This window comes from Roseomonas chloroacetimidivorans, assembly GCF_049629625.1.
GTDB lineage: Bacteria > Pseudomonadota > Alphaproteobacteria > Acetobacterales > Acetobacteraceae > Roseomonas > Roseomonas chloroacetimidivorans.
The window spans coordinates 242,872-254,895 of record NZ_JBNBZS010000001.1 but is presented as its reverse complement, the minus strand read 5'-3'; the positions used below and the strand labels follow the sequence as shown (position 1 = coordinate 254,895).

15 protein-coding genes are annotated in these 12,024 nt (G+C 68.8%); 6 read left to right on the top strand and 9 right to left on the bottom strand.

All coding sequences use genetic code 11. The features are described 5' to 3' along the window. Positions 1-93: 93 nt before the first annotated feature. Complete coding sequence (locus ACO1BU_RS01235) at positions 94-1,083, top strand: aldo/keto reductase (RefSeq protein WP_424134071.1); 990 nt, start codon at positions 94-96, stop codon at positions 1,081-1,083. A 77-nt stretch (positions 1,084-1,160) separates the two neighbouring features. Here ACO1BU_RS01235 and ACO1BU_RS01230 read toward each other — a convergent pair whose 3' ends face one another. Beyond that, positions 1,161-1,706 carry a hypothetical protein gene (locus tag ACO1BU_RS01230; RefSeq protein ID WP_424134070.1) on the bottom strand — a complete coding sequence of 182 codons (546 nt, stop codon included), beginning with the start codon at positions 1,704-1,706 and terminating at the stop codon, positions 1,161-1,163. Positions 1,707-1,845: 139 nt separating this feature from the next. Here ACO1BU_RS01230 and ACO1BU_RS01225 point away from each other — a divergent pair, with 139 nt between their 5' ends. Both ACO1BU_RS01225 and ACO1BU_RS01220 read left to right on the top strand, forming a co-directional pair. Then, positions 1,846-2,295, top strand: a complete 450-nt coding sequence (locus ACO1BU_RS01225; protein ID WP_424134069.1) for a hypothetical protein — start codon at positions 1,846-1,848, stop codon at positions 2,293-2,295. Between the two features lie 255 nt (positions 2,296-2,550). Continuing rightward, positions 2,551-2,880, top strand: coding sequence for a YMGG-like glycine zipper-containing protein (locus ACO1BU_RS01220; protein WP_424134068.1), 330 nt, complete (start codon positions 2,551-2,553; stop codon positions 2,878-2,880). Positions 2,881-2,990: 110 nt separating this feature from the next. Here ACO1BU_RS01220 and ACO1BU_RS01215 read toward each other — a convergent pair whose 3' ends face one another. Further along, on the bottom strand, positions 2,991-3,605 hold the full coding sequence (locus tag ACO1BU_RS01215) for an HD-GYP domain-containing protein (protein ID WP_424134067.1): 615 nt from the start codon (positions 3,603-3,605) through the stop codon (positions 2,991-2,993). Between the two features lie 180 nt (positions 3,606-3,785). Continuing rightward, the gene (locus ACO1BU_RS01210; protein WP_424134066.1) at positions 3,786-5,054 is read right to left on the bottom strand and encodes a M20 family metallo-hydrolase; all 1,269 of its coding nucleotides are present in this window, start codon (positions 5,052-5,054) and stop codon (positions 3,786-3,788) included. A 146-nt stretch (positions 5,055-5,200) separates the two neighbouring features. Between ACO1BU_RS01210 and ACO1BU_RS01205 the strand changes: the two genes are divergently transcribed. After that, positions 5,201-6,640, top strand: coding sequence for a SidA/IucD/PvdA family monooxygenase (locus ACO1BU_RS01205; protein ID WP_424134065.1), 1,440 nt, complete (start codon positions 5,201-5,203; stop codon positions 6,638-6,640). Further along, positions 6,637-6,984 carry a hydroxyisourate hydrolase gene (gene uraH, locus ACO1BU_RS01200; protein ID WP_424134064.1) on the top strand — a complete coding sequence of 116 codons (348 nt, stop codon included), beginning with the start codon at positions 6,637-6,639 and terminating at the stop codon, positions 6,982-6,984. The genes ACO1BU_RS01205 and uraH overlap by 4 nt, the downstream gene beginning before the upstream one ends. 21 nt (positions 6,985-7,005) lie before the next feature. Here the strand turns inward: uraH and ACO1BU_RS01195 are convergent, their stop codons facing one another. Together ACO1BU_RS01195 and ACO1BU_RS01190 are read right to left on the bottom strand one after the other, a co-directional pair. Then, complete coding sequence (locus ACO1BU_RS01195; protein ID WP_424134063.1) at positions 7,006-7,425, bottom strand: cupin domain-containing protein; 420 nt, start codon at positions 7,423-7,425, stop codon at positions 7,006-7,008. 141 nt (positions 7,426-7,566) lie between these two features. Continuing rightward, positions 7,567-8,310: an SOS response-associated peptidase gene (locus ACO1BU_RS01190; RefSeq protein ID WP_424134062.1), complete on the bottom strand. Its 744-nt coding sequence runs from the start codon at positions 8,308-8,310 to the stop codon at positions 7,567-7,569. 109 nt (positions 8,311-8,419) lie between these two features. Here ACO1BU_RS01190 and ACO1BU_RS01185 point away from each other — a divergent pair, with 109 nt between their 5' ends. Further along, positions 8,420-8,611 (top strand): CsbD family protein, encoded by a 192-nt coding sequence (locus ACO1BU_RS01185; RefSeq protein ID WP_424134061.1) that lies wholly within the window; start codon positions 8,420-8,422, stop codon positions 8,609-8,611. A gap of 56 nt (positions 8,612-8,667) precedes the next feature. Here the strand turns inward: ACO1BU_RS01185 and flgH are convergent, their stop codons facing one another. The 4 genes from flgH to ACO1BU_RS01165 all read right to left on the bottom strand — a co-directional run bounded on the left by flgH (position 8,668) and on the right by ACO1BU_RS01165 (position 11,979). Then, positions 8,668-9,402 carry a flagellar basal body L-ring protein FlgH gene (gene flgH, locus ACO1BU_RS01180; protein WP_424134060.1) on the bottom strand — a complete coding sequence of 245 codons (735 nt, stop codon included), beginning with the start codon at positions 9,400-9,402 and terminating at the stop codon, positions 8,668-8,670. Between the two features lie 11 nt (positions 9,403-9,413). After that, positions 9,414-10,355 carry a flagellar basal body P-ring formation chaperone FlgA gene (flgA, locus tag ACO1BU_RS01175; RefSeq protein WP_424134059.1) on the bottom strand — a complete coding sequence of 314 codons (942 nt, stop codon included), beginning with the start codon at positions 10,353-10,355 and terminating at the stop codon, positions 9,414-9,416. Positions 10,356-10,360: 5 nt separating this feature from the next. Further along, positions 10,361-11,146 (bottom strand): flagellar basal-body rod protein FlgG, encoded by a 786-nt coding sequence (gene flgG / locus ACO1BU_RS01170; protein ID WP_424134058.1) that lies wholly within the window; start codon positions 11,144-11,146, stop codon positions 10,361-10,363. A gap of 89 nt (positions 11,147-11,235) precedes the next feature. Then, complete coding sequence (locus tag ACO1BU_RS01165) at positions 11,236-11,979, bottom strand: flagellar hook-basal body complex protein (RefSeq protein ID WP_424134057.1); 744 nt, start codon at positions 11,977-11,979, stop codon at positions 11,236-11,238. Between the last annotated feature and the right edge of the window lie 45 nt (positions 11,980-12,024).

Below are 12,024 nucleotides of genomic sequence, written 5' to 3'. Positions count from 1 at the left end.
CCCCGCGTCGGGGCTGTGGCTGGCATGCAGGCCATGGCATGAACAACCGGTGACGCCATGCGTTCACACGGCCCTAACCGGAGAGACTCTCTGATGGCCAACAGTCAGCACTACGCCCCACCAGGTCCCCTCGGCTTCGGCGGTGCCCCCCTGGGCAACATGTTCGAGCGCGTGTCCGATGCCGACGCCATCGCGACGCTCGAGGCCGCCTGGGATGCGGGCATCCGCTACTTCGACACCGCACCCGAATACGGCCCCGGCATTTCCGAGCACCGCTTCGGCCAGTTCCTTCGCAACAAGCCCCGTGACGAATACGTGCTCTCCACCAAGGTCGGCCGCCTGCTGCGCGCCGACGCGACCAAGGGCGGCCAGCACGGCCCCTTCGTCGCCGGCCTGCCCTTCCGCGTGGACTACGACTACACGGCCGATGGCGTCCGCCGTTCCATCGAGGACAGCCTCCAGCGCATGGGCATCGCCAGCATCGACATCGCCTACATTCATGACTGCGCCGAAGACGCGCATGGCGACCGTTGGCTGGAGGTGTTCGACACCGCCATGAAGGGCGCCGCCGTCGCGCTGACGCAACTGCGCGAAGAAGGCGTGATCCGCGGCTGGGGCCTGGGCGTGAACCGCGTCGAGCCCTGCGTCATGTGCCTGGACCGCGCGGACCCGGATGTCTTCCTCCTGGCCGGCCGCTACAGCCTCCTGAACCAGCCTGCCCTCGACGAATTCTTTCCCCGCTGCGCCGAGCGCGGCGTGCATGTCGTCGTCGGTGGCCCCTACAACTCGGGCCTGATCGCCGGCGGCCGCAACTTCGAATACCAGGAAGCCCCGCCCGACAAGGTGGCCGCCCGCGACCGCCTCGCCGCCATTGCGAAGCGCCACAATGTGGACCTGCGCGCCGCCGCCCTGCAGTTCTGCGCCGCGCATCCGGTGGTGGCTTCGGTCATCCCCGGCACCAAGAACCCCCAGCGGGTGCATGAGAACGCGGCGCTGATGAAGCAGCCAATCCCCGTCGAATTCTGGCAGGAGCTGAAGCGCGAGCGCGTGTTGCCGGAAAACGCCCCGACCCCGGCTGGCTGACAGCCCGGATCATCGGCGCTGAACCGCCGGGGCACCTGTCACGGTGCCCCGGCGGGCCGTCCTGACGCGCCGTCCGCTCAGCGCCAGGTCGGCGCGCCAAGGCCCGGGGGGCTGCTCTCCCGCGCATAGGGCTCTGGAGCGCGGTCTTCCCATTGGCCACCCGGGGGAAACTCGCCCGACTGCCCGTAGGGCTGCGGGGCACGGGAGGGGGGCTCATAGGGCGCCCGGTCCTCCTGCCGGTAGGCCGGCCCGTCTTCCTGTCTGCCGCCCCGGTCCCACGGATTCGGCTGATCGGGCGCGGGGCTGCCATAGGGCGGTTCGGCCGGGGAGCCATAGCCGCGGCGGTCATCGAACCGCTGCTCCCCGGGCGGGGATGACGGCGGCACATCATAGGGACGGTAGGTCGGTCCACCGCCATATGGCCGGTACTGCGGCAGCCCATCGGGGCGGACCGGCGGCGGAAGGTTATAGGGGCGGTATTCCGGTTGCGCTCCATAGGGCTGGCCATAGGGCTGGTAGGGGCCGCCATAGCCCGGACCATACCCACCCCACGGATCGCTCGCGCAGCCCGCAAGCAGAAGACAGGCTACTCCGACGGCGAGACAGCCATTTCCGCGATGCACGGACACCTCCTGCGGGCGACTGAAGATCCCTCTTACGCCGGGATCTGGGCAGAACTTTGCCGCATTGGCCCGGTTCCATCGCAGCTCTCCGGCAATGCCAGAAAGCATGGGCCGGCGCATGGCCCTTCAGGATGCAGGAATGCGCACAACGTCCGGTCAGTTCCAGTCTTCCGGCCCTGGCGACACCGCGGGCACGATCCCTGGCGGAAGGTTCAACGCCACAGCCCGATGGAAAACCATTCTCCTGGGCTGCATCCTGCTGGGTCTTGCCGCCCCGGCCTCGCCCGTGCTCGCCGATCCCTGGAAGGACAGGGGTGGGCATGGACGCCATGGGCGCCACGATGAACGCCGCTGGAACCATGACCGCGATCGCGAGGAGCATCGCCGCTGGGCAGCGGAACGCCGCCGCGAACGGAAGCGCGAGGGGCGCTGGGCCTGGGAGCAGGAGCAACGGCAGCACTGGGCCGGCACGCGGGAAGCCGCCCGGCCTGCCCGAATGGCCCGCGTTCCCGTCCCGGTGCCGGCTGTCCCAGCTCCCGTGCCTCCGGCGCCGGCCAGTCCAGAGGCACCTCGCCGCGCCTGGCAGTAGGCTGCATGTCGCCGTGGGCGGGGCTTGCGCCGCACCGGCCCTCCGGCAGCCATGTCGCAAGGCAGCTCGCGAGTCCCGGGCCTCATGCCGAAGGCGCCCAATCCAGGGCAGACCCAGCCACAGTCCAGCCGCGATCGGGATTCAAGGATGTGTGGGAACGGCAACCCGCCCGGTCCGTCCGCACTTCGTATGAAGGCCCTTGTGAAAGAAACGACGATGAAGTGTGTAGCGAAATCCTGTCTGCTCGTAGTCGCGATGGCCACGGGCCTCGCGGCCTGCACGAACCCCTATGATCCCGGCCAGCGCGCGGTTGGCGGTGCCGCCATCGGCGCCGGCAGCGGCGCGGCACTCGGGGCGGCCATCGGCGGCGGCCATGGAGCAGGGGTCGGCGCTCTGGCCGGCGGCGCCCTGGGCGCCGTCACGGGAGCAGCGACAACGCCGCAGCCAAGCTATGGCTATGCGGCACCTCAGCCGAGCTACGGTTATGCGCCGCCGCCGCCCGCCTACTATCCCGCGCCGCCTCCGGCTTACTATCCGGCCCCGCCGCCCGCCTATTATCCGGCGCCGGGCTACTACCGCTACTGATCGCGGCAGCGCCGCCGGTCCCTTGAACCGGCGGCGCCTGAGCTGTTGCGGCGCCTGCGCAGGCAGGCCCCGCTGCACATCCTTGCTGGGGCCGGGAAGCGCCGGGCCTGTCAGCCGCCTTCGGCGAAGGCGGCCCGGAACACCGCCTCGTGCCTGCTGAGCATGGCGAGCAATTCCGGATCGAACTTGCCGGGCATGGTCGGGCCCCCGGGGTCCCCGACCAGGATCAGCCGCATCGCCTCCTCATGGCTGATGGGCGGCTTGTAGGGCCGCTCCTCACGGATCGCATCATAGACGTCGCATAGCCCGACGATCCGCGCCTCCCGGCTGATGGCTTCCCGCGCCAGCCCGTCAGGATAGCCCGACCCGTCCCAGCGCTCATGGTGCCGCAGCGCGACCTCGGCGGCGAGCAAGGCAACCGGATCGCTGATCTGCCCCAGAATTTCAGCGCCGAACGCGGAATGCTGCTGCATCGCCTGTCTCTCCGCGGCATCCAGCGGGCCGCGCTTCTCCAGGATGGCGTCGGGAATGGCCAGCTTCCCGATATCATGCAGGCTCGCGGCGAGGGCGAGCCTCTCCCGGTGCCCGTCATCGAAGCCCATCAGCCCAGCGACCCTGTGGCAAAGGCGACCGACCCGTTTCTCGTGCTCGACCAGGCGCACCGAGCGCAGCCGCTCGACGGCGGTAAGGCAGTCGCGCGCGGAGCGCGCGTTCTCAGACAACATGGAACCACTTCTGGAACAGGGATGCCGCCCGGCTAAGGGCGGGCGATCCTCGACATATCCGGCAAAAGGAGCAGGTCCGCGCCCCCGGCGCCTCCGGGCAGCCCGCCCCGCGGGCGAGCCGCCGTCCGTTAGCACCGCCGGGAGCAGGGCTGGGGCGCTCCTCCGCCCCAGCTGCGCGTTCTACCGGTTCGCCAGCTCCACCAGCGTCGCCGCCAGCACCCGTGCACCCGCGGCAAGCTGCCCGGGCTCCGAATACTCCGCCGGATTATGGCTCACCCCGTTCCGGCAGGGCACGAAGATCATCCCGGTCGGGCAGAGCGGCACCATGAACTGCGCGTCGTGGAAAGCCCCGCTGGGCAGGCTGATGCTGGAAAGCCCTTGCGCATCCGCTGCGCGCTGCACCGCGTCGGAAACCAGCGTGTCGAACTCCACGGGCAGCGCATGGAAGCGCTCCGTCACGGTCACTTCGCAATTCTTGATGGCACTGCGGATCGTTGGCTCGATCGCATCGCCGTTGGTGATCAGCATGTCCTTGTCCGGGTGCCGGAAGTCGATGGTGAAGCGCACCAGATCGGCCACGGAGTTGGAGGTGTTGGGCGAAACCTCGATCCGCCCCACGGTGAAGCGCAGCACATCCGTCGGGTCGGTCATCAGCGCGTTCAGGGCGCTCACCGCCCGGATCATGTCCTGCACCGCATCCTTGCGGAGCGAGAGCGGTGCCGTGCCCGCATGTGCCGTCGCGCCACGCAGTTCCACGACGAACCAGCGGCTGCCCTGGATGCCCGTGACGACGCCGATATCCTTCCCCTCGGCCTCCAGCCGCGGCCCCTGTTCGATATGGGCCTCGACATAGGCGAAGGGCTTGCCCCCCAGCGGCCGGCGGGGAAGGTCCGCCTCCTCCTTCAGGTGCTCGTCCAGCGCGGCCCGGAAGGTCACGCCATCCGGGTCCGTCACCCCATCCCATTCGGTCGAGGGCTTGTAATGGGCATAGGCCATGCTGCCCATGCAGCCCGGCGCGAAGCGCCCGCCCTCCTCATTGGTCCAGGCCACGATCTCGATCGGCCGCCTGGTCGCGATGCCCGTCTCCCGGATGGCCTGCACGGCCTCCAGCGCCGCGATCACGCCCCAGATGCCATCGAAACGCCCGCCATTCGGCTGGGTGTCCATATGGCTGCCAGTCAGGACCGGCGCCTCATCCGCCTGCGTGCCTTCATGCCGCAGGAACAGGTTGCCGATCTCGTCCACGGAAGCCGTGAGCCCCAGCCTCTCCGCCCAGGAGATCAGCAGCCGCCGCGCCTCGCGGTCCAGCGGGGTCAGGCAGGCCCGGTTGACGCCCGGCGAGCCATCCGACCCGGTGATGGCGCCCAGCCTGGCCATCTGCATCAGCCGGTCCCACTGACGGGCCTCGTCCACAGCCGCGATCAGGTTGGGGGCGGTGCTGCTGCTCATTGGGATCCTTCCGGCGCAAGGGACGCCCGGCATTTGCGATGGCCAGTGCCAGGGAATCAACCCGCGGCCGCTGGATTTCGCCCAGGCCGCCCCCGGCACGGCGCGTGCTACACCCTCCGGAACATCCGAATGCCCCGGGAGACTTCATGCCGGACAACACCCCCGTCCTGACTCAACTGGCCGAAGAAGCCCGGCACCAGCTCGAGTTGCTCGACTACCCCCGCCACCCCTGGGTTCCCCCGCATGGGGAGGGGGTGCTGGACGTCGCCATCCTCGGCGCCGGGCAGACGGGCCTGGCCACCGCCTTCGGCCTGCTGCGGGAAAAGGTGGAGCGCGTGCGGATCTTCGATGCCGCCCCACCCGGCGGCACCGGCGTCTGGACCACCTTCGCCCGGATGCGGACCCTCCGTACCCCCAAGCACGTCACCGGCCCCGATCTCGGCATCCCCGCCCTGACACCACGCGCCTATTTCACCGCCCGCGATGGCGCGGATGCCTGGAACCGCCTGCACAAGATCGGCCGCGTGGACTGGCAGCGCTACCTGGACTGGCTGGAAGCCACTCTGGCCCTGCCGGTCACCCACAATCACCGCCTGCTCCGCATCGGCCGAACCGGCATCGCCGATCCGCTGGAACTCACCTTCGGCACCGGCAGCGGCGAAGTCACCATCCGCGCCCGCAAGCTCGTCCTCGCCACCGGCATGGATGGCATGGGCGGCTGGACCATCCCCGCGCCCTTCGACCAGCTTCCCGCCGCCCGCGTCTCCCACACTTCCGGTTCCGTGGATTTCGACGCCCTCGCGGGCAAGCGCGTCATCGTCATCGGCGCCGGTGCCTCGGCCTTCGACAATCTGGCGACCGCGCTGGAATCCGGCGCCGCCCGCGGCATCATGCTGGTCCGCCGTCCCCAGATGCCGCGTGTGAACCCCTTCCGCTGGATGGAGCAGTCCGGCTTCCTCGGCCAGCTCTACGCCATGCCCGACGCGACGCGCTGGCGCTTCATGCAGCACATCTTCTCCCTCAACCAGCCGCCACCCTATGAATCCTGGGAGCGCGTGGCCGACGATCCCCGCTTCGAACTCCACATGGGCAGCCCCGTCAGCAGCGTGCGTGAGGAAGGCGAGGAGATCGTCGTTACCACCCCGCGCGGGGAGCATCGCGGCGACCACGTCATCGTCGGCACCGGCACCGCCTTCGACCTCGCCCTGCGCCCCGAACTCGCGCCCTTCGCCGACCAGATCCTCCTCTGGCGCGACGCCTACACACCGCCGCCCGGCCTCGAATTCCCGGCGCTCGGCGCCTGCCCCTATCTGAACCCCGACTTCTCCCTGCGCGAGAAAACGCCGGGGGCCGCCCCCTTCCTCACCAATATCCACATGATCAACTACGGCGCCACCGCCTCCATGGGCCTGGCCGGCGCGACGATCAGCGGCATGAAATACGGCACGGCCCGCCTCGTGGACGGCATCTGCCGCCGCCTCTGGCTGGAGGATGCCGACCACCACCTGAACAGCCTGCTCACCTATGCCGAGCCCGAGCTGACCCACATCATCCCGCAGGAACTGCCTGCCCTGGCTGCCGAATGAAATCCTCCGCCCTCACCACACATGTGCTGGACACCGCCAACGGCATCCCCGCCCGAGGCATGGCCATCGAATTCTGGCGCATGGAGCCCGAGCCCGTTCTCCTCGTCAGCACCGTCACGAATGACGACGGCCGAACCGATGCTCCGCTTCTCGCGCCCGATGCCTTCAGGCCCGGTCGCTACGAGCTGCGCTTCGATGTCGGTGCCTATTTCGCCGCCCGCGGCACCGACCCCGGCTATCTCGGCATCGTCGCGCTGAATGTCGGGCTGAAGGAAGGGGAGGGGCACTACCACGTCCCGCTCCTCTGCTCCCCCTGGTCCTACTCCACCTATCGAGGCAGCTAAGGCTGCTCGCCCTGTGCCGTGTCAGTGAACCGGATCGAGAAAGGGCGTACCGGGATCGGCGACATAGAAAATCACGAGCCGCAGCGTCTCCGTCGCGCTGCGGTTGTAGCCGGTCATCCGCACACCCGGCGGCTCCACCATGGACTGCCCGGCGCGAACCGTGACGGGCTCCCGTCCCTCCAGCTCCAGCGTAAAGGCGCCCTCAAGGATATAGACAGTCACGGGAAAGCGGTGCGTGTGAAAGATGGTCGCCTGACCCGGCGTAAGGACGGCCGTCGCCACCTGCACTTCCTGTCGTTCGCCGCGCGGCATGCCCTCGACGATCTCCCGCAGGACGAGACCCGGCCTTGCCGGCCCCTGCTGCGCCGAGGCAGCCGCCGACCATAGGCTGGCCGCCACGCCAAGAAGCAACGCAGCACGCGAAGCCGGTGTGCCGAGCATCATCGAGGCTCCTCCGCCTGAATGCGGTGAGGAGCATCCTCATCCCTGGCGCGCGCCGATGGATAGCCACAATTGCGGGATGTTCCGTCCGGTTCCGTACCGAAGGGATGGCCTCCTCGCGCCGTGGCCCCGGGCTTCCGCCTAAGCCTCGTAGGGGGAGGGATCGTTCAACCCCTCGGGCGCCACCACGGTCCGGTCCGGCCGGATCAGCTCCGCGTCATTCTCCGACACCTTGTTGGCTCGCTTGTTCACGGGCCAGCAGGCCAGCCATTCCGGCGGACAAGGCCGCAACAGCCCCAGCAACTTCTCCGCCCCCGCCGGCTCCTCCCCGAGCCATGCCGCCCAGGTCTCGCGCGGCAGGATCACGGGCATCCGGTGATGCAGCGGCGCCTGTTTCGGATTCGCCTCCGTCGTGATGATCGAATAGGTCCGGAGCCAGTTTCCTTCCGGATCTTTCCAGTTCTCCCAGAGCCCCGCAAAGGTCATCGGCTCCCCGTTCGCCATCGCCACCGCAAAGGGCTGCTTCGGATCGCGGGGGCGCGCTTCCTTCGGCGAAAGCCATTCATAGAACCCATCCGCCGGCACCAGGCATCGCCGCTTCGCGAAGGCATCACGGAAAGAGGGTTTCTCCGCCACGCCATCCGCCCGCGCATTGATCAGCCGCGCCCCGTCCTTCGAATCCTTTGCCCAATGCGGCACCAGCCCCCAACGCAACAGATCCATTTGCCGCTCACCGGTCTGCGGATTGCGCCGCAGCACCACGCCGTCCTGCGTCGGTGCCATGTTCCAGTTCGGGGCGAAATTCGGCGTCGGCTTGCCGGGGCCGGTTCCGTAATGCCTCGCCAGACCCGCTGGATCACGTTGAAGAAAATACCGCCCGCACATCTGCCCAGCCGTCCCGTTTCAATCCGTCATGTTGCCCCGAACGGCGCCAAGGCAACCCGCCTGGCACCGCCACGTTTTTAACCCAGAGCAACAAGACAGGAGATACGCCATGGCTATCGACAAGGATCGCGTCGCGGGTTCCCTGAAGCAGGCCGGCGGCGCTGTGAAGGAAAATGTCGGCGCCGCGCTCGGCGACAAGAAGATGGAAGGCGAGGGCGCGGCCCAGCGCGCCGAGGGCAAGGTCCAGAACACCGTTGGCGGCGTGAAGGACAAGGCCCGCGAGGTTCTCGACAAGCACTGAGCGATCCATCCGCTCAGAAGGGGCGGGCTGCCTTCGGGCGGCCCGCCCTTTTGTGTTCAGAAGGGCAGCACCGCGTCCAGGATCTGCTGCCCATAGCGCGGCTGCTGCACATCGCTCACCGTGCCCCGCCCGCCATAGGCGATCCGCGCCTCCGCCAGGCGGTCATGCTGCACCGTGTTGTCACTGGCGATATCCTGCGGCCGGATGATGCCCGCAATGCTCAGATCGCGCATCTCATGGTTCACGCGCACCTGCTGCCGCCCGCCAACCACCAGATTCCCATTTGGCAGCACCTGCGTCACCGTCGCCGCGATCCGCATCGTCACCGCCTCCGTCCGCTGCACCCGCCCCTTGCCGAGGGATGAATTGGCCGAGGACGCCTCAAGCAGCTTCGATGGGTCGATCCCATTCGGCAGGAGACGCGCATAGGATGCATCCAGTCCCAACAGCCGCGGTATTCCCATATTCTCCGAATTGTCCCGCGACCGCTCCGTGCTGTTCGACAGATCCGCCGCATCCTTGATCGAAACCAGGATGGTGATCAGGTCGCCCACGCTCGCCGCCCGCTGGTCCCGTAGGAAGGTCCGGCTTCCCGGACGCCACAGCGAATTGGCCGACAGGTTGCGCGCATCCTGGGCGGCCGGCATCGGCATCGAAACCGGCCGGTAATCCGGGCTGCGCGTGGGATCGGCGATCGGCGCCATCTCAGGCGCGCGCCCGATCCGTGCCAGCCGCTCCGCCGTACCGCAATGGGCCAGCAGCAGCAGTGGCAACAGCATCGCCACCCGCATGATTCCCTCCGTCACCGGCTCACCGGAACGCTGCCGAAGGCCACGCGCACGCGCCCCGGCCCGATCGCCTCCGCCTCCACCACGGCGTGGGAGGCGAGATTCATCACCGGCACCATCTCGCCCCGCCCAGCGGCCGCCATGGCGCGCCCCCGCGCGGTGATGCTTACCCCCGGCCCCTCCACCACCATGGTGACCATCGCGTTCCTCTCGACCACCGCAGGCGAGGTGAGGTCGTTCACCGCGAAGCCGGCGCCCGCCATCACCGGCCGCCGCAGCGCCTTGCCCAGCACCTGCCCGGGATCGCTCGCCAACCCCGGACGAACCCGCTCCGCCCGCTGCCGCACCAGCCGCAGGTCGCCCGGCCCCACCACCTCGCCCAGCGCCAGCCGCCGCGTCGCCACCACCACCGCGGCCGTGGCCACCGCCCGCCCGGCGATCCGCTGCCGCAGCGTGGGCATCCCCTCCGCCACCACCACCAGTGTCGCGGAGAACCGGTTGGTCGCCGTCTCGAACCAGCTCTGCTCCAGCGCAAGCTGCGTGAAGGCGGCCAGCGGCACCATCACCGGCTGGAACCCCGGCAGCTCCAGCTCCGCCTCAGCATCCAGCCCCATCGGCCCCAGCTCACCGCGCAGCAGGTCCAGCACCTCCTCGCGCGGCACGGCCCGCCCGGGTCGCTCCACCACCACCGTGTCCGCCGAGGTCAGGGGCCGCCACACCACCCCATTCGCGCGCGCGATGGCCAGGAGCTGGGCCGGCTCCACCACCACGCGCCGTCCTGGCGCGGGGGCGGGGCCGACGACACGCCCGGCATTCTGCCCGGCATTGTCGAACAGGTCGGAAAGCCGGATCACGGCATCCTCCACCACGGCATGCGGCCGCAGCAGCGCCAGATCCGCCTGCGCAGGGCCGGCGAAGCCCGCGGCGAAAAGAAAGGCGAGAACCGCGCGCCGCATCGCCATCACCGCAGCCGCGCCACGGTGCTGAGCATCTCGTCGCTTGCCGTGATCACCTTGCTGTTCATCTCATAGGCGCGCTGCGCCGTGATCAGGCTCGTGATCTCCTGCACGACATTCACGTTCGACGTCTCGACGAAGCCCTGCATCAGGTTCCCGAAACCCGGCGAGCCCGGCGTCCCCTGCTGCGCCAGGCCCGAGGAGGGCGAAGCCATCAGAAGATTATCCCCGATGGCCTCCAGCCCGCCCTCATTGGCGAAGACGGCAAGCTGCAACTGCCCCACATTCTGCGCGGCCACCTGCCCATCCAGCTTCACCAGCACCTCGCCATTGCCGTTGATGGTCACGTCGGTCGCATTGGGGGGAATGGTGATGCCCGGCAGCACCGGATAACCCTCCGCCGTCACGATCACCCCTTCCGGTGAAAGCCCCAGCGTCCCGTCGCGCGTATAGGCCGTCTCGCCCGATGGAAGCTGCACCTGCAGCATGCCGTTTCCCCGGATCGCCAGGTCGAACTTGTTCTCGGTCTGCTGCAGGCTTCCCTGTTCATGGATGCGGTAAACCCCAGCGGTCCGCACACCCAGCCCGACCTGCGTGCCGGAAGGCAGCGTGGTCCCGGTATCCGAGGACTGCGACCCGACCCGCCGCATGTTCTGGTACATCAGGTCCTGGAACTCCGCGCGCCTGCGCTTGAATCCCGTGGTGCTCATATTCGCGATGTTGTTGGAAATGACCTCGACATTCGTCTGCTGGGCCATCATCCCGGTGCCAGCGGTCCAGAGCGCACGCATGATCTAGCCTCCCCGCACCGGCACCTGCCGGCACTGTTTCTTCAGACGACGCTTCCCCGAACGGCGCCCCGCGATCCCGCGCGCGCGCATCAGCCACGCCGCCCGAGGATGCGCTGCACGGCACCAGAAAGCCGCTCGCCCTCCTTCTCCGCGAATTGCGCCATGAACTGGAATTCCCGCATCTCCGCCGTCAGCCGCGTCATCTCGATCACCGGCCGGACATTGCTGCCCTCCAGCGCCCCCTGGACCAGCGCCGGGCGCTCCAACGCTTCCGGCGCCTGCCCATTCCCCGCCAGCAACCGGTCGCCCTCGGCGAGCAGCCGCTGCGGTTCGGCAAAGCGCACCACCCGGATGCGGCCGATCTCGCCATTTTCGCTGGACAGCGTTCCGTCGCCGCGGATCACCAGCCGCGTGTCATTCGGCGCCACGCGCAGCGGATTCCCGCCCGCATCCAGCAGCGCGTTTCCCTCCATGTCCACGATCGATCCGTTCGGCCCCAGGGAGAACCGTCCGGCCCGCGTGTAGCGCTCCCCGCGCGGCGTCAGGACGGAAAAGAACCCCTCGCCGGAAATCGTGACATCCAGCGGATTGCCCGTCGTCTGCACCGCCCCGGGCGTCTCGTCGCGCCAGGTCGCGCGGTCCTGCGAGAAGTGGACGGATTCGCCGCCGGGCACCGTATTCGAGTCACGCTGCCGTTCCAGGAACTCCGCGAAAAGCGGCCGCGACGCGCGGAAGCCCGGCGTCTCCGCATTCGCCATGTTGTGCGCCAGCACATCCACCGCACGGTTCTGCGTCACCAGCCGCGAGAGCGCTATGTAGCCGGGATTGTCCATCCGCTCCGTCCGCCTTCTGCCTTCTGGGGCGCCATGCTGCGGCGC

Coding starts and splice junctions, on each gene's coding strand:
- ACO1BU_RS01195 (WP_424134063.1), bottom strand. CDS start 7,425: ATGCTCGGCACACCGGCTTCGCGTGCTGCGTTGCTTCTTGGCGTGGCG.
- uraH (WP_424134064.1), top strand. CDS start 6,637: ATGAAATCCTCCGCCCTCACCACACATGTGCTGGACACCGCCAACGGC.
- flgG (WP_424134058.1), bottom strand. CDS start 11,146: ATGCGTGCGCTCTGGACCGCTGGCACCGGGATGATGGCCCAGCAGACG.
- ACO1BU_RS01165 (WP_424134057.1), bottom strand. CDS start 11,979: ATGGACAATCCCGGCTACATAGCGCTCTCGCGGCTGGTGACGCAGAAC.
- ACO1BU_RS01235 (WP_424134071.1), top strand. CDS start 94: ATGGCCAACAGTCAGCACTACGCCCCACCAGGTCCCCTCGGCTTCGGC.
- ACO1BU_RS01185 (WP_424134061.1), top strand. CDS start 8,420: ATGGCTATCGACAAGGATCGCGTCGCGGGTTCCCTGAAGCAGGCCGGC.
- flgH (WP_424134060.1), bottom strand. CDS start 9,402: ATGCGGGTGGCGATGCTGTTGCCACTGCTGCTGCTGGCCCATTGCGGT.
- ACO1BU_RS01215 (WP_424134067.1), bottom strand. CDS start 3,605: ATGTTGTCTGAGAACGCGCGCTCCGCGCGCGACTGCCTTACCGCCGTC.
- ACO1BU_RS01205 (WP_424134065.1), top strand. CDS start 5,201: ATGCCGGACAACACCCCCGTCCTGACTCAACTGGCCGAAGAAGCCCGG.
- ACO1BU_RS01225 (WP_424134069.1), top strand. CDS start 1,846: ATGCGCACAACGTCCGGTCAGTTCCAGTCTTCCGGCCCTGGCGACACC.
- ACO1BU_RS01190 (WP_424134062.1), bottom strand. CDS start 8,310: ATGTGCGGGCGGTATTTTCTTCAACGTGATCCAGCGGGTCTGGCGAGG.
- flgA (WP_424134059.1), bottom strand. CDS start 10,355: ATGCGGCGCGCGGTTCTCGCCTTTCTTTTCGCCGCGGGCTTCGCCGGC.
- ACO1BU_RS01210 (WP_424134066.1), bottom strand. CDS start 5,054: ATGAGCAGCAGCACCGCCCCCAACCTGATCGCGGCTGTGGACGAGGCC.
- ACO1BU_RS01220 (WP_424134068.1), top strand. CDS start 2,551: ATGGCCACGGGCCTCGCGGCCTGCACGAACCCCTATGATCCCGGCCAG.